We start from the raw sequence: 16461 nt of genomic DNA, 5'->3' as shown, positions 1-16461 counted from the left end.
AAGACAACGAACCAAAGCAAACCATGGAGACAAGACAATGAGTGCGCAAGACACACTGGCCCAGTGGCAGGAAGCTGAGCGCGTTGCGCGTGCGCGGCTGGGCGAGCCCGGCGTGGCGACGCTGGCGCAGTTGAGCGAGCGCGCCGGGCTGCAGTTTTTCGAGGATATGATGGCCGGCAAGCTGCCAGGCGCGCCGATCGCGCAACTGATGGACTTCGTCCCGGTGGAGTTTGAGGCAGGGCGCTTCGTATTCCAGGGCACGCCCGGCGCGCAGCATTACAACCCGATCGGCAGCGTGCACGGCGGCTACGCCGCGACCCTGCTCGATTCCTGCGTGGGTTGCGCCGTCCACACCATGCTGCCGGCGGGCAAGGGCTATACCACCCTGGAACTGAAGGTGAATTATGTGCGCCCGCTGACTAGCAAGACCGGTCCGATCCGCGCGGAGGGCAAGGTCATCAGCCTGACCACGCAGATCGGCATTGCCGAGGGCCGCATCATCGACACGCAGGGAAAGCTGTACGCTTACGCCACCACCACCTGCCTGGTATTCCCAATGCCGGCAGGCTGATGTGCGGCAAGGCCGGCCGCCCCCGCCGGCGCGCGCAGCCGTGCTGCCGATCGCGCGCCAGCTCGCCGGCCCGTTTTTTCGCTCGCCGCCTGCGGCTAGCCGATGTCTCGGCGTCACGCGGGAGCGCAGTTGTTCGAACCGGGCGCCTACGATCCAACCGGGCACACGGGTTGAGTCCTGTCATACGCCGGCACTTGCGGGCAACAGCTACTCATGAATGCAAGGGGGCAAATCGGGAGGGGAAGGCACCATGCGCTACGGACGTACGCACGCATTTCGCCGGCCGCGCTCGATCCTGGCGGAAAGATGGGCAGGGCGGTATCAGGGCCGGTCGACGAATGTCTGGCCCGTTAAGGACCGGACAGCCAACGGCGCCGCTAAAACGACAAAATCCGCCAGGCGTGGCTGGCGGATTTCATGCGGCCGGCGGCAAATCGCGTCTGAGCGCGCTCGCCGCTTGCGGTGCCGAAATCAGTACATCTTCTTCGGCAACATCTGCATGCGCAGACGCTTGCGAAGGCGCGATTCCGCGGCTTTCTTCTTGCGCTTGCGCTCGGTCGTGGGCTTCTCGTAAGCGGTACGGCTCTTGAGTTCAACGATCAGGCCGGTCTGGAGGATGGCCCTACGGAAACGCCGCATTGCAACTTCAACGGGCTCACCGGGTTTCAAGACGATCTTAGTCAATTCTGTCCTTTAGCATTGCCGCAAAGCGGCGGGTTCAAACGGGGGAAACATTGGCCGCTTCAGGACCCTTCTTGCCCTGTTGCGACTGGTATTGCACTCGCTGGTTATCTTGCAGCGGAGCACCCCCGCGAACCTGAGAGATGTGGACGAACAAGTCCTTGCCACCAGCGTCCGGGGTGATGAAGCCAAAACCCTTCTGGGCGTTGAAGAACTTGACGGTACCAGTTTCCATGGAAAAATCCTTTTTTGAGCGCAAAGAATGCGCCCACTTGCTTTTACACGTTTACGTAAACGCTGTCAAGAAAGCTTGCTGAAAACGCTTTGCAAACCCACGAGAGTGGCGTATAGTACGCCCCTCTGACGCGGGGTGGAGCAGTTGGCAGCTCGTCGGGCTCATAACCCGAAGGTCGCAGGTTCAAGTCCTGCCCCCGCAACCAGGCAATATTCTACTCAAAAGTCCGCCAGTAGTCCGGCGGGCTTTTTTGTTTTGCATGCCTGCGCCTTTTGCGTCACTGGGACGTCCATAAGCACCAGTAACTGCTACCAAGCGCTAACAAGCGCTAACAAGCGCCAACAGGCGCCATCAGGCACAGACCATGGCCAGCCAGCCGGCCGCCGCGCAGGCGCCCACCCAGGAAAGCACCACGGCCGCGATCGTCGACCACTTCATGGGCGGCCTTCCGCAGGCGAGGGACCTGCGGGTTCCGGACGTTTCATTACGCATCTCCTTCAAGCACCTTCAAGCCGCCTGCGCGCCGGCGGCAACCGCTGGCTCATCCATGGCGGGCGACGTGATCACGAACCGCGCGCCCCCCGCGCTGCCGCTGTCCAGCCCGACCTGGCCGCCATGCAGCAGCGCGATGCGCCGCACGATGGCCAGTCCCAGGCCGAAGCCGCCCGTGTGCCGGTTGCGGCTGGAATCCGGCCGATGGAAAGGCTCGAAAATGCGCGCGCGTTCCTCCGGCACCACGCCGGGCCCGTCGTCCTCCACCGTCAGGCACAGGGTGCCAGCGGCATCCGTCTCGGCGCGCAACTGGATGGCGCTGCGCGCATAGCGGGTGGCGTTGCGGCACAGGTTGAGGAGCGCCGCGCCACCAGCCGAGGATCGCAGACGTGGTGAGGCTGGGGGCCACTGGCGTGCACGGACAGCGTCAGCTTGTGGTCGGCCACCTCGTTGGCGACGCTGGCCGCCACGCTGTCGATCAGCTCGCCGACCGAAACCCGCATCAGCATCATCGGGGCCGCACCCTGCTCGAGCTGGCCGAGCGTCAGCAGTTCGGTGACCAGTTCATCAAGCTCGCGCACGTCGCGGCGCAGGTCTTCCAGGCGCTGGGCCTGACGTGCCTGCTCCTCCTCGCCGGCGCCAGCCGACTGCAGCAGCGCAATGCCAAATTCAAGCCGGGCGATCGGCGTCTTCAGCTCGTGCGAGATGCCGTGCATCATTTCCCGCTGGTGCATGATCGACGCTTCGATCTGCTCCGCCATTTCATTGAATTGCATTGCCAGCTCCGAGATATTGGAGCGCCTGGGCAGGTCGGCGCGGGTTGACAGCTTGCCGCGGCCGAAATCCCTGCCCGCCTGCTGCAGCTTGTCCAGGTCGCGCCAGTGGTACCAGACCCATGCCACGATCGAGAGCAGGGTGGCGAAGGCAATCAATGCATAGGCCACCACGTCGACGTTGGTGTTGTCCACGTCCACGCTGTGCGCATGCAGTACCTGCCCGTCGCGCAGCGGCAGGTAATAGTCCTTGGCGTCGTAGCTCAGCACCAGCTTGCCGTCGGCGATATCCTGGCGCTGGCGCGCATCCAGCCGGCTCAGTTCGGCATCGTCGGCCAGCTTGAACCGTTCGAGCGCATGCGCCTGGAGCTTTTCCAGCGCGCCCTTGCGCAACTCGCCCGGGTGCTGGGCGAGGTATTCGGACAGGACGAACGCATAGCCCTGGCGATTCACGCGTTCGCTCTCGGTGAATTGCTCGTGGAACAGCGGAATGAAGGTGTAGTTGATGGCGACCACCGCCGCGGCGGCAGCCAGCATCATCAGTAAATAGAACTTCAGTAGCGAGCGGACCATTCATTCCTCCCATGCCGATGGGCTGAACAAGTAGCCGCGGCCCCAGATGGTCTTGATCTTGTGCGGCTCGGGCGAAGCGTCCTCGAAGCGGCGGCGCAGCCGGGAGATGCCGGAGTCGACGGTCCGGTCGATGCCGTCGAATTCGATGCCGCGCAGCTCCTTGAGGATGTCGTCGCGGCTCAGTACGGTGCCGGCGGCGCGTGCCAGGATCAGCAGCAGGTTGAACTCGGTGGTCTTCAGGTCCACTTCCTGTCCGCGCCAGGTGACCTGCCGGTTAGGCGGTGAAATCACCAGCGCGCCGAATACTAGTTCGTGGTCTCTTTGCATTGGCGTGGCGGGCACGGCCACCCGCTCGGCGGCGGCGCGCCGCAGCAGGGCGCGGGCCCGCGCTACCAGCAGCCTGGGCTCGATGGGCTTGACCACATAGTCGTCGGCGCCGATCTCCAGCCCCGCCACCTGGTCGTAGGTGTCCACGCGCGCGGTCAGGATCAGCACGGGCACGCGCGAGAAGGCGCGAATACCGCGGCAGACCTCCATGCCGTCCATGTGCGGGAGCATCAGATCGAGGATGACCAGGGCGGGCCGATGGGCCTGGACGGCCGCTACCGCGATATCGCCGCGCCGCACCACCTCCACCGTGAACTCGTAATTGCTCAGGTACTCGCTGACAAGTTGCGCAAGGCGGTGATCGTCCTCGACCAGCAACACCTTGTACTTGGCCATGGCGTCGTTCATGACAGGCTTCCCAGGGGCCGAAAAATGCCGATTCTATCCGGCCAGCGGCCCGCATTGGGGGGCGGAGACGCTTCCGGACAAATTTGCACATTTGAACAAAATTTCGCTCGATTTCAGCACAGACATCGCGGCGTGCCGTCCCTAATCTGCGTGCTTCGGCATCAAGGCGGAGCATCCGTGGAACAGCAAACAAGACAACAGGGGCGAGCGCCAAGGCTGGGCAAGCCAGCGCGTTTCGGCATGAGTCCGGTCAACTACACCATCTGAGGAGAGCGCCATGATGTGGGATTGGCACGCCAGCCCGGCAGCGCAGGAACTTGCTGTCCGGCCGCATGTCTGCGACGCACGCCTGCCCGGCGTCGACAGCCTGTTATTGACCGGCGCCACCGGCTTTATCGGCGGCAATGTGATGGTGGCCGCCATCAATGCCGGCCTTGCGCGGCGCTTGCTCTGCCTCGCGCGGGGCAGCGATACGGCAGACGCGCTGGCACGCCTGCGCGAGAACGCCGTCCAGTGCGGCCTGCTGCGCAGCCGCGTGAATTGGCTCACGGCGGATAATGTGCTGCTCGGCGCGCTGGACAGCGATTTCCCGTCCGCCGTCGCGGCTCGGCTGTCCGGTGTCTCGCAGGTGATCAACTGCGCGGCGATGGCCTCGTTCTCGACAGACCCGCAGGTCACGCGCATCAGCGTGCGAGACACGCTGCGCTTTGCCTCTCGCTTTGCCGGCAGTACCGCCCTGCGGCGCTTTGTCCATGTCGGTACCGCGATGGCTTGCGGCACGCAGCGCGGCACCAGGGTTTCGGAGCAGGATGCCGGGCATGACGACACCAGCCACCTGGTGCCCTACACGCGCAGCAAGCAGGAAGTGGAGGTGCTGCTGCGCCGAAGCCTGCCGGACCTGCCGCTGGTGGTGGCGCGGCCCTCCATCGTGGTCGGGCACACCGTGCTGGGCACGCAGCCGTCGGCCAGCATCTTCTGGCTGTTCCGGATCATCCACCAGGCGCGCCGCTATACCGCCGGCCCGCATACCCGCATCGACGTGATCTCGGCGGACGACTGCGCGCAGGCCTTGTTGCGGCTGGCGGTCAAGCCCGGCCTGCGCTTCGATGCCTACCATCTTTCCGCGGGCGCGCGCGCGCCGACCATCGCGCAGGTGGTCGCCGCCATGGATGAGGCCGCTGCGAGCGAGGACGCGCCGGCCTACCGCAAGTGCCCGGTCAGCGAGCTTCCCGCCCTGGCGCTGGATGTGGCGCGTACCGAGCGCATCAGCAACCGGCGCCTGATCGAACGTGCCCTGCGGCTGTATGCGGGCTTTGCCGAACTTGGCTATGTGTTCGACAACCGGCGCATCCGGGAGAAGATCAATTTCGAGCCGTTGTCGATTACCGATTACGTCAGCGAGTGCATGCGTACCTCGCGCGGGGTTGGCATCCTTGAACAAATGAGCTGGGACTTCAAGTCATGATTGCCGCGCGCTCCGCAAGGCGGCCGTACGAGGCCCCCCGAGTTCGACAGTTAGAAGCGTAAGTCTTTGATTTGATTGGAGCCGACTGTGAAACGCTCCACTACAAGAGAGTCAGTTGCGTCGTTTTGGCTGGTTTGCGAACCTTCAATGCGGAGAGAACCCGGGCCTGCTCCTGGCTGATGGCCGAGAGCCCTGCCACGGACTTGGATTGGTCGATGACGATGCGGTGGTGCTGAATGCGATTGAGCATGGCAAGAGCTCGCGCGGGCGACAGCTCGCTGTTGGCGGCCTGCAAGCGCATCCGCATCACCCGATACAGAATCAGTGCCATGAAGCAGATGGCCGCATGGGCGCGGATACGGTCTGGCAAGCGGTGGTAGACCGGGCCAATCTCGATCTCGGACTTGAGCACACGGAACCCGCGTTCAATATCCGCCAAGGACTTGTAGCGGTCGACGACTTCACGTGGTGAGAGATCCGCGGCATTGGTGACCAGCAGCAGCTTGCCATCCATCATGCGGGCATGATGCAAGGCTCGCTCATCGATGGCATAGCAGAAGCGCTCGCTCTTTAGATCGACTTGGATGATACGAGCCAGATGGGCCTCGCAGACCGTATGGTAGAAACGTGCGCGGGCACCGCCATCCGAGAGCTTTTTGCCACGACTGCGATGGCCGGTGTCTTGCGCATCAAGCTTACCCACCCACTGCGCGGCAAGCTGCTCCAGGTGCGCAATCTGCGCATCGCGCTGCCTGCCTTTCTCCTGCGCTGTCACGGGGTCGTGCGCCACGATCAAGCGCAAGCCGTTCCACGGCACTTCGCCCAGGACTTCTTCATGGGCCGGCAGGCATTGCTGTGTGTGGAGGCCTTCCAATGAATCGACCACATCGCTGTAGCGACGGCCCGGTACCGCCAGGATAAATTCCAGCGGCGCACCGTCTGGCAAGGTCATCGCCTGCAGCTCTGCCAGGTTGTCGATCGAGAGCAGTCCCCGATCGGCGACGACGATGACGCGCTTGACGGGGAACCGGCTCAGCACCTTCTCGAGGGTTGGCTTCAGCGTCGTGACTTCCGCGGTATTGCCGTCAAACACTTCGTGATAGAGCGGCAATCCTTCTGCCGTCTGCACGACCCCCAACATGAATTGCCGGGCAATGACGCCTTCCTTGGCCATGCCGTACTGGCGCACATCATCTTCTTGCTGCGACAGACCCTCGGCACGAATGGTCGTCATGTCGTAGAACACCACCGATAAGGTTTGATCGACCAGCGGACGCAACAGCCCCGCCAACACGGCGTCGACGTCTGCCTGATGCGTGACCAGCGCGTCCATTGCGCGCAGCAGATGTTGGTGGTCGACGGCTTCGATGGACAGCCCTGGCAGGCCAACCGTTTCCAGCCAGCGCAGCACACCCAATTTGGATTCCGGGTCACACAGGCGATTGAAGACCATGATGCGCACAAGCGCTTCGACATCGATGGCATGGCGGGTGCGTCGGAACACGCGGCGCAAGCCGTCGAAGCCGAGCTCTTGCCACAGTTCGGAGAGCGCCCACACGTCGCCGAGCGCACGGGCCGATTCGAACGTCACCGCGGGCTCGGCGGCTGCCTCAAGTGCGGGGCGGCCGGTGACGCGCAACAGCCCATTGATCACGCCTTCCATGCTGTCGCCAAGTTGATCAAGACGGCCTAAGGTGGCAACGGTGCGCTGCTTAGGCTGACCGTTGTCATCGCGATAGGACTCGACCAACTGCACATAACGGCGAGAACCGGAGGAGGTGACTTTGACGAACATGCCGTTACTTTACAGGCATTGAGTGCCTTGTCAAATATAGGCTTCGTTGTTACAAACGTGCCACTACAAGAGTTTGGCGCCCACGACCCAGGAAGCCGCGCCAGTGCTAGGGGCGACGGTCAGAAATGGCGAAAATCGGGCTCAAACTGTCGAACTCGGGAGGCCCGTGCAGGATTCCAATCCATGGCGGCAGCGACGCGCTGGTTGGCTACAACATGATGGAAACCCGGGAATTGCCGGACGGCAGACGTGAGGTCGTGCATGGCGCCAGTTACGTGCGGTGGTGTCGTTCAGCCCCGCCGAACCGCGTGCCGAGGCGTTCCTTGCCTATTCCTCGTCGCCGGATCCGGAGACGCACCGTAGGCCGCCGACCAGACCAAACGTCTTATCCAAGGCAGTAGTGACGTGATTCAGGCGTTACTTGTCTGCGGCGGCTGCGCTTCTCCAACCCGGCTTCGCCGGCTGATTCAATTGCTGAACCTGCCCGGCGCGCCGCCCGTGGCGTGCCGTACGATGCGGCGCCTGTAGAAGTGTTACTCTTTTAAGTGATACCCAACAGGAGATCACCGTGAGCCGCAAAACCCCCATCGAGCGCTATCGGAACATCGGTATCAGCGCGCACATCGACGCCGGCAAGACCACCACCACCGAGCGCATCCTGTTCTATACCGGGGTCAATCACAAGATCGGTGAAGTCCATGACGGTGCGGCTACCATGGACTGGATGGAGCAGGAGCAGGAGCGCGGCATCACCATCACCTCGGCCGCCACCACGGCGTTCTGGAAGGGAATGGCCGGCGATTATCCTGAACATCGCATCAATATCATCGACACCCCCGGACACGTGGATTTCACCATCGAGGTGGAGCGTTCCATGCGCGTACTCGATGGCGCCTGCATGGTCTACGACGCGGTGGGCGGCGTGCAGCCCCAGTCGGAAACCGTCTGGCGCCAGGCGAACAAGTACAAGGTGCCGCGCATCGCCTTCGTCAACAAGATGGATCGCGTCGGCGCGGATTTCTTCCGGGTGCGATCGCAGATTGCCGACCGGCTCAAGGGCACGCCGGTGCCGATTCAGGTGCCGATCGGCGCCGAGGATGGTTTCCAGGGCGTGATCGACCTGGTCAAGATGAAGGCCACCGTCTGGGACGACACCAGCCAGGGGCTTCATTTCGAGTATCGCGAGGTGCCGCCCGAACTGCTGGAGGTCGCCAGGGAATGGCGCGAGAAGATGGTCGAGGCCGCGGCGGAGGCCAGCGATGAACTCCTGCACAAATACCTCGGCGGCGAGCCGCTGACGGAAGACGAAATCAAGGCGGCCCTGCGCAAGCGCACCGTCGCCAACGAGATCGTGCCGATGCTGTGCGGCAGCGCTTTCAAGAACAAGGGCGTGCAGACGCTGCTCGACGCCGTGATCGACTACTTGCCGTCGCCGGCGGACGTGCCCGCGATTCTCGGCCACACCGTGGACGACAAGGAAGCGGAGCGCCATCCCAATGACGACGAACCGTTCGCCGCCCTGGCATTCAAGATCATGACCGACCCCTTCGTCGGGCAACTGATCTTCTTCCGCGTCTACTCTGGCGTGGTGAATTCGGGCGACACGGTGTACAACCCGCTCAAGGAAAAGAAGGAGCGGCTCGGGCGGATCCTGCAGATGCACGCCAACGTGCGCAGCGAAATCAAGGAAGTGCGCGCGGGCGATATTGCCGCGGCGGTCGGGCTCAAGGAAGCCACCACCGGCGACACCCTGTGCGACCCCGACCATGTGATCATCCTTGAGCGCATGAGCTTCCCGGATCCGGTGATCTCCCAGGCGGTCGAGCCCAAGACCAAGGCCGACCAGGAAAAGATGGGCCTGGCGCTGAATCGCCTGGCGCAGGAAGACCCGTCGTTCCGCGTGCATACCGACGAGGAATCGGGCCAGACCATTATCTCGGGTATGGGCGAGTTGCACCTTGAGATCCTGGTGGACCGGATGCGGCGCGAGTTCGGCGTGGAGGCATCGGTCGGCAAGCCGCAGGTGGCATATCGCGAGACCATCAAGCAGGCGGCGAAGGACGTCGAAGGCAAGTTCGTCAAGCAGTCCGGCGGGCGCGGCCAGTATGGCCACGTGGTGCTCGATCTGGAGCCGCAGTCGCCGGGCAAGGGCTACGAGTTTGTCGACGCCATCAAGGGCGGGGTGGTGCCGCGTGAGTTCATTCCCGCCGTCGACAAGGGCATCCGCGAAACGCTGGCATCGGGCGTGCTGGCCGGCTACCCGGTGGTGGACGTGAAGGCCACGCTGGTATTCGGCTCCTATCATGACGTCGATTCGAACGAGAATGCCTTCCGCATGGCGGGCTCGATGGCATTCAAGGAAGGCATGCGCCGCGCTAAACCGATCCTGCTCGAGCCGATGATGTCGGTGGAAGTGGAAACGCCGGAAGAATTTACCGGCAACGTGATGGGCGACCTGTCCTCGCGCCGGGGCATCGTGCATGGCATGGAGGATATCGCGGGCGGCGGCGGCAAGCTGGTGCGCGCGGAGGTGCCGCTGGCCACCATGTTCGGCTACTCGACGTCGCTGCGTTCGCTGACCCAGGGGCGCGCCACTTACACGATGGAATTCAAGCACTACACGGAAGCACCGGTGAGCGTGGCCGAAGCGGTCATCAACAGCCGGCACACGCGCTAGCGTGCCGTGGTCCGTTGCCCCCCGCGAGGCTGCGGGGGCAATGGGATCGATACGCCGTCTTTCGCTTGCCGCTTGTGCCGCAGGCTTGAAACGGCGCGTGTCATTTGCGGCCGTCGATGCCGCCGGTTTGAAATTGCGTGCAAGCCGCTGCAAGGTCGGGGCGGCCCATGTGTCACGCCCTGCGCAGCCGCGCGCCTCGCGGCATCCGTCCGACTCGATGGGAGAGTGCGATGGCCAAGCATTTGTTTCCTCAATTCCCCGCCGATGAGCAACGCGAGGTTGTAACCCTCTGCGAACGGCTCGGCTTCGCTCCGGAAGACTTCGAGATCAAGGACGAGGGTTCCGAGCCGGCCAATGGCGGCGTGAGGCGGCGGCAGGTCAGTGTCCGGCGGCTGGCGACGGAGGCCCAGAGCATGTATGACGCAAGCGAGGGTCCGGGCTGGATCGGGGAATTCGAGAGCGACCTCGAGTGCGGCTTGTTCGGACAGGCACCGAGGCAGGCGCGGGCATAGCCACAGCAGGCTCGCGCGCCGCATCTGTTGGCGAGGGCACAGACGCGCGTAGGGCGGATGGCGCATAAAGGGCGCTTCGGGCAGTGGGGAGACTGCAATGAAGCGCATGATCCGGATTGGACTGTGGTCGTTGACGGGCGTCTGCGCCCTGGCGGCGGGCGTGGTGCTGGTGGGCGTGCTGGCAGGGGAGCGAAAGGGCGCGCGCATCGTGAGCGTGCCCGTCGTGTCCCTGGCTTTTCGCGACGATGCCACGGCGCTGGCGAGAGGCAAGTACCTGTACGAATCGCGCGGTTGCATGGATTGCCACGGCGCCAGCGGCAAGGGCCGTGTCTTTATCGACGATCCTGGCGGCCTGTATGTGCGCGCCCCCAACCTGACCAGCGGCAGCGCCGTCATCGGGCGCTATCGGGAAGCGGATTGGGTGCGGGCTATCCGTCATGGCGTGGCCCCGTCGGGGCGAGCCCTGATGGTGATGCCAAGCGAGGACTACAACCGCCTCAGCGATGACGACCTGGGTGCGCTTGTTGCCTATGTCCGCAGCTTGCCGCCAGTGCCGGGCGAGGTGGCGGAGGTGCGGCTCCCATGGATGGTCCGGGCGTTATATGGGTTTGGCCTCGTCAAGGATGCCGCCGAGAAGATCGACCATGGGTTGCCGCCCGCGCGGCCGATGACCGCTACGGTATCGCCGGAGTACGGCGCCTACGTGGCGAATGCCTGCCTCGGCTGCCACGGCGCAGGCTTGCGCGGCGGCAAGATTCCCGGGGCGCCGCCCGACTGGCCGCCGGCCGCCGACCTGACTCCCGCGGGCAGTGCGATGGCGCGCTATGACGCGCCGGAGAAGTTCGTCGGCATGATGCGCAGCGGCTTGCGTCCGGACGGGTCGCCAGTCAGCCGGGTCATGCCGTTCGATTCGTTTGGGCGCATGGACGATGTGGACCTGGGCGCCCTCTACCTGCATTTGAAGGCGCTGCCAGTGCAGAGTGCGAGCCGCTGAGCGCGGCGCCGGGAGGGGGATTCCCGCGGTACAAATGGCGCCGAAAAAATGGAAAAGGCCCGCAATTTCTTGCGGGCCTTTCACATTCTTTGGCTCCCCGAGCTGGGCTCGAACCAGCGACCTGCGGATTAACAGTCCGTCGCTCTACCAACTGAGCTATCAGGGAACAGCTGAGAAAAGGATTGTAACCAGTTTCTCTTTTATTCGTCAACATCTGTGCAGTAATTTTTTACTGCCGGTGCTGCGAAACTTCTGGTTCCACCCCGGTGATCTGAGGCAGGGCCACATTATAGGCGGTGTTTTGGGTCTGTGCCATAAAAAATCGCCCCGAAGGGCGATTTTTTTGATGCTTGCTGCGTCCACCTGCGCGGCGCAGCGCCCGGCTTAGTCGAACACCGGCGAATCGACGCCGAGGATCTTGTGCAGCTTCGGCGAGGTAGTGGTGTACTGCATGTGGATTTTCTTCTCGGGGAAGATATAAGGCGCGGCGCCGAAGGCGGCCAGCGCGGCTTCATGGAAGCCCGAGAGGATCAGCTTCTTCTTGCCGGGGTAGGTATTGATATCGCCTACCGCGAAGATGCCGGGGATGTTCGTCTCGAACTTCTCCGTGTCCACCTTGATCTGCTTGCGCTCAAGGTCCAGGCCCCACTCCGCAATGGGTCCGAGCTTGGGCGACAGGCCGAAGAACACCAGCAGGTCATCCAGCGGCAGGCGGCGGGTGACGCCGTCTGCGCCCGTCACCTTGATCTCGGTCAGCAGGCCATCCTTTTCCTCGTAGCCGCTGATCTGGCCCACGACGAACTGCATCTCCATCTGCTCGCACAATTCCTTCATCTTGGCGACGGAGGCGGGCGCGGCGCGGAAGCCGTCGCGGCGATGGATCATCACCACCGACTCGGCTTTGCCGACCAGGTCGAGCGTCCAGTCCAGCGCGGAGTCTCCGCCGCCGACGATGACGAGGTTGCGGCCGTGGAAACGGCTCGGATCCTTGACGCGGTAGAACAGTTGCTTGCCGTCGAACTTGTCGATGCCATCCACCTTGACCGTGCGCGGCTGGAACGAGCCCACGCCCGCGGCGATGAAGATGGTCTTGGTGATGAAGCGGGTTCCCAGCGAGGTCTCGACGAAGAAGCGGCCGTCTTCGCGGCGCTCCACCACGGCGACTTCCTGGCCCAGGTGGAAGGTCGGCTCAAACGGCTCGATCTGCTTGAGCAGGTTGTCGGTCAGATCCTGGCCGGTGCAGATGGGCACGGCCGGGATGTCGTAGATGGGCTTGTCCGGGTATAGCTCCACGCACTGGCCGCCGACCACCTTGAGGGAGTCGATCACGTGCGCCTTGATTTCGAGCAGGCCCAGTTCGAAGACCTGGAAGAGTCCGACCGGGCCGGCGCCGACGATCAGCGCGTCGATTTCCAGCGGCTGGCCGCCGCCGTTGCCGGTGGCAACGTGGTGGGTGGCGTCGGCAACGGGGTTGGGGATACTCAAGTCCATATTCGTCCTGATACGTTGTGGGGCACAGGCGTGCCCGGCATTACGGGAAAGCGCGTGGGTGGGGACGGCTTTCTGACCTGTCTTTTTTAGGTCTTTTTAGCGCTGCAGGTATTGCAGCTTTTCGGCTGTGTCCTTCCATTCCTCGGCTTCGGCCAGCGGGGCCTTGGTCTTGGTGATGGACGGCCAGTTGCGTGCCAGTTCGGCGTTCAGGTCGATGAACTGCTGCTGGTCGGCCGGCACGTCTTCTTCAGCGTAGATCGCGTTGACCGGGCATTCCGCCACGCACACCGCGCAATCGATACACTCATCCGGGTCGATGGCGAGGAAGTTGGGGCCTTCGCGGAAACAATCGACCGGACACACGTCAACGCAGTCGGTATAGCGGCAACGGATGCAGGATTCGGTGACAACGTGAGTCATTTCGGTTCCAGAAAAACGGGATCGGCTTCGATGGGAATGTTGTTAGGCCTGTTGTGCCGTGCTCGTCACGCCGGTGGGGTTGCCGGTGGGTTCACCATACGCGGCGCGAGCGCTGGCCGTGGCCTTTCAAAGACCGATATTGTAGCTGAGCCTTTCCGCAAGGGTAGTCGCTCTATATAGCCGGATAAGATAGTTTTCTTATTTCTTTATGTGCATTTGATCCAAGACAGCCAGAGGTGCTCCCGCTAATGTGCTCTTCTGGCCGTTGCCGTGACGGCGTTGTAAGCTGGACGGGCCTGCGCGTGCGGTATCGCCGCGCGCTTACCTGAGGAGTGCGCCATGCCAAGATCAGTCCGGGAACTGCCGCGCGGCAGCCGTTCGAGCCGTATGGCGGCCGCCTTGCTTTGCCTGGCGGCGCTGGCCATGCCAGCCGCGCATGCGCAAACGCTGGCAAAGGCCGGCCCGCCGGATAGCGTGGTGGCCCGCCTGATAGCCTGGCGCATGATGAGCGACCAACCGGTCTCGCTCACCGCGCTGGCCCGTTTCGACTGGGATGATTTCGGCGTGGTGATCGAACCCGCGGGGGAGGTCATGGCCAACTGCGGCCAGGCCGGTTTCCTGCCATGCGACGCCGAGCTGCAGCCGGAGCGCGGCGCGCCGGTCCAGGTACTGGTATTCCGCCGCGGATCCGAGCGGGTCTACCAGGAGCGCATCACAGCCCGCTCGGCGACCTTCGCGGAGCCGCTTCCCGCCGCCGTGCCCCGGGCACTGGCCACGCTGGTCGGCTGCCCCGGCTACCGCGGGCAAGTCCTGTGGTGCCTGCGCGGCAGCGCCCGGGGCCGCCAGCCCGATCCTTTTCTTGACGGCGCATGATCCGGCCATTGCCCGCCGCGCTTTCGGTTAGCATGTCGCACTGACTCGGCACTGCCGTCTGGCCTGACATGATCATTACCTCATTGCTCGACACCGATCTGTACAAGTTCACCATGATGCAGGTGGTGCTGCATCACTTCCCCGCCGCACAGGTCGAATACCGCTTCAAGTGCCGCAACGTGGGGGTCGACCTGACCCCTTACGTGGACGAGATCCGCGACGAGGTGGCGCAGCTGTGCCAGCTTCGCTTTACGCCGGACGAACTCCACTACCTGCGCGAGCTGCGTTTCATCAAGAGCGATTTCGTCGACTTCCTCGGCCTGTTCCACCTCAATGAGAAATACGTGAACATCGCGCCCGCCGCCCCCGGCAGCGGCGAGATCGAGATCACCATCCGCGGGCCCTGGCTGCATACCATCCTGTTCGAGGTGCCGTTGCTGGCCATCGTCAACGAGGTCTATTTCCGCCGCACCCAGCCGCAACCGGACTGGGCCGAAGGGCGCAGGCGCCTGGAAGACAAGCTGGCCTTGCTGAAGATGCCCGCCCACGCCGACTGCGTGATTGCCGACTACGGCTCGCGCCGCCGCTTCTCGCGCGACTGGCAGGAAGAGGTGTTGCAGACCATGCGCAGGGTGCTGGGCCCGCAACTGGCCGGCACCAGCAATGTTCATTTCGCGCGCATGCACAACCTGACCCCGTTGGGCACCATGGCGCATGAATACCTGCAGGCCTGCCAGGCGCTGGGGCCGCGCCTGCGCGATTCGCAGGTGTTCGCGCTCGAGGTCTGGGCCAAGGAGTACCGCGGCGACCTCGGCGTCGCGCTGTCCGACACCTACGGCTTCGATGCCTTCCTGCGCGACTTCGATCTCTATTTCTGCAAGCTGTTCGACGGCGTGCGCCACGATTCGGGTGATCCCTTTGCCTGGGGCGAGCGCATGCTGGCGCATTACGCCGCCAGCCGCGTCGACCCGCTGGGCAAGACGCTGATCTTCAGCGACAGCCTCGACATCCCACGCGTAATCGAGCTGTGCGAGCGCTTCGGCGGGCGCTGCCGGCTGGCGTTCGGGGTGGGCACCAACCTGACCAACGACCTCGGCTACACGCCGCTGCAAATCGTGATCAAGATGACGCGCTGCAATGGACAGCCGGTAGCCAAGTTGTCCGATACGCCCGAGAAGACCATGTGCGACGACCCGGCCTACCTGACGTACCTGCGGCACGTGTTCGGCGTCCAGGCACCAGCCTGATTGCGCGCAGCCATCTGATTCCCACGCATCCAACCCACGGACATATCGGAAAGCAAGCCATGGATACCACTTCCGCCCGCGATCGCATCTTTGCCCGTATCCGTGCGGCACAGGGCCGTGCCCCCGGGGTCAGCAACGGCGAGCGCGCGGCGGTAGCCGATTACCTCGCGCGGCATCCCGCCGGTCCCCGGCCACCGGCGCCGGCGCAGCGCATCGAATCCTTCCAGGAGCAGGCGCAGAAGATGGCTTCCACGGTCGAGCGGGTGGCCGCGCTGGCCGATGTGCCCGCCGCCGCGGCGCGTTACCTGGACAGCCTGGGCCTGCCGCGGCGCGCCGTCGCCTGGGACAGCCTGGGCGCGCTGGACTGGCAGGCGCAGGGATTGACGGTGGAATGCCGCCCACCGGTACGCGATGCCCAGGCCGATCACGACCACGGTGACATGGTCGGCATTACCGGCTGCTTTTGCGCGATTGCCGAGACCGGCTCGCTGATGCTGTTGTCCGGCCCGCAGACGTTCGCTTCGGCCGCGCTGCTGCCGGAGACGCATATCGCGGTGGTGCCGGTTTCCCGCATCGTCGACGGGATGGAAGATGCGTTCGCGCTGGTGCGCAGCGAGCGCGGAGCGTTGCCCCGCGCCACCAACATCATCAGCGGCCCTTCGCGCACCGGCGACATCGAACAAACCATCGTGCTGGGCGCGCACGGGCCTTACCGCGTGCACGTGATCCTCGTCGAGCAGGACTGAAAAGCTCGCCACCCGTGCCAGCGAACGCCCCGGGCCGGACGGGCAGGGCGGCCGAAATGCGCTGGATCCCGCGGCGGTTGCTTTACACTTGAGGGCCTCGCCGCGTGCCCGTGGCCCGCTGGCCGGGCTTTGCGGGCTCGTGCGCTTTCTCCGCCCGCGGCTGCTGCCAGTCGCGGGTGCA

At 64.1% G+C, this 16461-nt stretch carries 14 protein-coding genes, 2 tRNA genes and 1 pseudogene; 9 read left to right on the top strand and 8 right to left on the bottom strand.

What is annotated here, in order from left to right:
- Positions 1 to 37 precede the first annotated feature (37 nt).
- Positions 38 to 571: a PaaI family thioesterase gene (locus tag ACZY0R_RS30385; RefSeq protein WP_276289434.1), complete on the top strand. Its 534-nt coding sequence runs from the start codon at positions 38 to 40 to the stop codon at positions 569 to 571.
- A gap of 471 nt (positions 572 to 1042) precedes the next feature.
- Here ACZY0R_RS30385 and rpsU read toward each other — a convergent pair whose 3' ends face one another.
- Together rpsU and ACZY0R_RS30375 are read right to left on the bottom strand one after the other, a co-directional pair.
- Positions 1043 to 1255 carry a 30S ribosomal protein S21 gene (gene rpsU / locus ACZY0R_RS30380; RefSeq protein ID WP_006158571.1) on the bottom strand — a complete coding sequence of 71 codons (213 nt, stop codon included), beginning with the start codon at positions 1253 to 1255 and terminating at the stop codon, positions 1043 to 1045.
- Positions 1256 to 1289: 34 nt separating this feature from the next.
- Positions 1290 to 1487 carry a cold-shock protein gene (locus tag ACZY0R_RS30375; protein ID WP_006158572.1) on the bottom strand — a complete coding sequence of 66 codons (198 nt, stop codon included), beginning with the start codon at positions 1485 to 1487 and terminating at the stop codon, positions 1290 to 1292.
- A gap of 129 nt (positions 1488 to 1616) precedes the next feature.
- Here ACZY0R_RS30375 and ACZY0R_RS30370 point away from each other — a divergent pair.
- Positions 1617 to 1692, top strand: a tRNA-Met gene (locus ACZY0R_RS30370).
- 302 nt (positions 1693 to 1994) lie between these two features.
- On the opposite strand, the pseudogene ACZY0R_RS30365 reads toward ACZY0R_RS30370, so the two are convergent.
- Together ACZY0R_RS30365 and ACZY0R_RS30360 are read right to left on the bottom strand one after the other, a co-directional pair.
- Positions 1995 to 3325, bottom strand: a pseudogene (locus tag ACZY0R_RS30365) (ATP-binding protein).
- Entirely contained in the window at positions 3326 to 4060 is a 735-nt protein-coding gene (locus tag ACZY0R_RS30360) for a response regulator (protein ID WP_488863605.1), read from the bottom strand.
- Between the two features lie 277 nt (positions 4061 to 4337).
- On the opposite strand from ACZY0R_RS30360, the gene ACZY0R_RS30355 reads away from it, so the two are divergent.
- Positions 4338 to 5525 (top strand): SDR family oxidoreductase, encoded by a 1188-nt coding sequence (locus ACZY0R_RS30355; protein ID WP_488863603.1) that lies wholly within the window; start codon positions 4338 to 4340, stop codon positions 5523 to 5525.
- A gap of 100 nt (positions 5526 to 5625) precedes the next feature.
- Here ACZY0R_RS30355 and ACZY0R_RS30350 read toward each other — a convergent pair whose 3' ends face one another.
- Positions 5626 to 7320 carry an IS1634 family transposase gene (locus ACZY0R_RS30350; RefSeq protein WP_488863601.1) on the bottom strand — a complete coding sequence of 565 codons (1695 nt, stop codon included), beginning with the start codon at positions 7318 to 7320 and terminating at the stop codon, positions 5626 to 5628.
- 568 nt (positions 7321 to 7888) lie between these two features.
- Here ACZY0R_RS30350 and fusA point away from each other — a divergent pair.
- The 3 genes from fusA to ACZY0R_RS30335 all read left to right on the top strand — a co-directional run bounded on the left by fusA (position 7889) and on the right by ACZY0R_RS30335 (position 11503).
- Positions 7889 to 9997, top strand: a complete 2109-nt coding sequence (gene fusA, locus ACZY0R_RS30345; RefSeq protein ID WP_488863599.1) for an elongation factor G — start codon at positions 7889 to 7891, stop codon at positions 9995 to 9997.
- 230 nt (positions 9998 to 10227) lie between these two features.
- Complete coding sequence (locus ACZY0R_RS30340; protein WP_045235609.1) at positions 10228 to 10509, top strand: hypothetical protein; 282 nt, start codon at positions 10228 to 10230, stop codon at positions 10507 to 10509.
- A 97-nt stretch (positions 10510 to 10606) separates the two neighbouring features.
- On the top strand, positions 10607 to 11503 hold the full coding sequence (locus ACZY0R_RS30335; protein ID WP_488863597.1) for a c-type cytochrome: 897 nt from the start codon (positions 10607 to 10609) through the stop codon (positions 11501 to 11503).
- 90 nt (positions 11504 to 11593) lie between these two features.
- Here the strand turns inward: ACZY0R_RS30335 and ACZY0R_RS30330 are convergent.
- From ACZY0R_RS30330 to fdxA, 3 genes are all read right to left on the bottom strand, one after another.
- Positions 11594 to 11669 (bottom strand) — tRNA-Asn (locus tag ACZY0R_RS30330).
- 218 nt (positions 11670 to 11887) lie between these two features.
- Positions 11888 to 12994: an NAD(P)/FAD-dependent oxidoreductase gene (locus tag ACZY0R_RS30325; protein WP_488863595.1), complete on the bottom strand. Its 1107-nt coding sequence runs from the start codon at positions 12992 to 12994 to the stop codon at positions 11888 to 11890.
- A gap of 96 nt (positions 12995 to 13090) precedes the next feature.
- Positions 13091 to 13414 (bottom strand): ferredoxin FdxA, encoded by a 324-nt coding sequence (gene fdxA, locus ACZY0R_RS30320; RefSeq protein WP_045235607.1) that lies wholly within the window; start codon positions 13412 to 13414, stop codon positions 13091 to 13093.
- Positions 13415 to 13753: 339 nt separating this feature from the next.
- On the opposite strand from fdxA, the gene ACZY0R_RS30315 reads away from it, so the two are divergent.
- The 3 genes from ACZY0R_RS30315 (at position 13754) to ACZY0R_RS30305 (ending at position 16280) form a co-directional block, all read left to right on the top strand.
- A complete protein-coding gene (locus ACZY0R_RS30315) occupies positions 13754 to 14287 on the top strand; it encodes a hypothetical protein (RefSeq protein ID WP_488863593.1) in 534 nt (177 codons plus the stop codon).
- A 68-nt stretch (positions 14288 to 14355) separates the two neighbouring features.
- The gene (pncB, locus tag ACZY0R_RS30310; RefSeq protein ID WP_488863591.1) at positions 14356 to 15534 is read left to right on the top strand and encodes a nicotinate phosphoribosyltransferase; all 1179 of its coding nucleotides are present in this window, start codon (positions 14356 to 14358) and stop codon (positions 15532 to 15534) included.
- Between the two features lie 59 nt (positions 15535 to 15593).
- The gene (locus tag ACZY0R_RS30305) at positions 15594 to 16280 is read left to right on the top strand and encodes a LutC/YkgG family protein (protein WP_488863589.1); all 687 of its coding nucleotides are present in this window, start codon (positions 15594 to 15596) and stop codon (positions 16278 to 16280) included.
- Positions 16281 to 16461: the final 181 nt, after the last annotated feature.

This window comes from Cupriavidus sp. F041 (assembly GCF_057814235.1).
The sequence above is the reverse complement of the archived record's forward strand: the minus strand, read 5'-3'. Positions and strand labels throughout refer to the sequence as shown.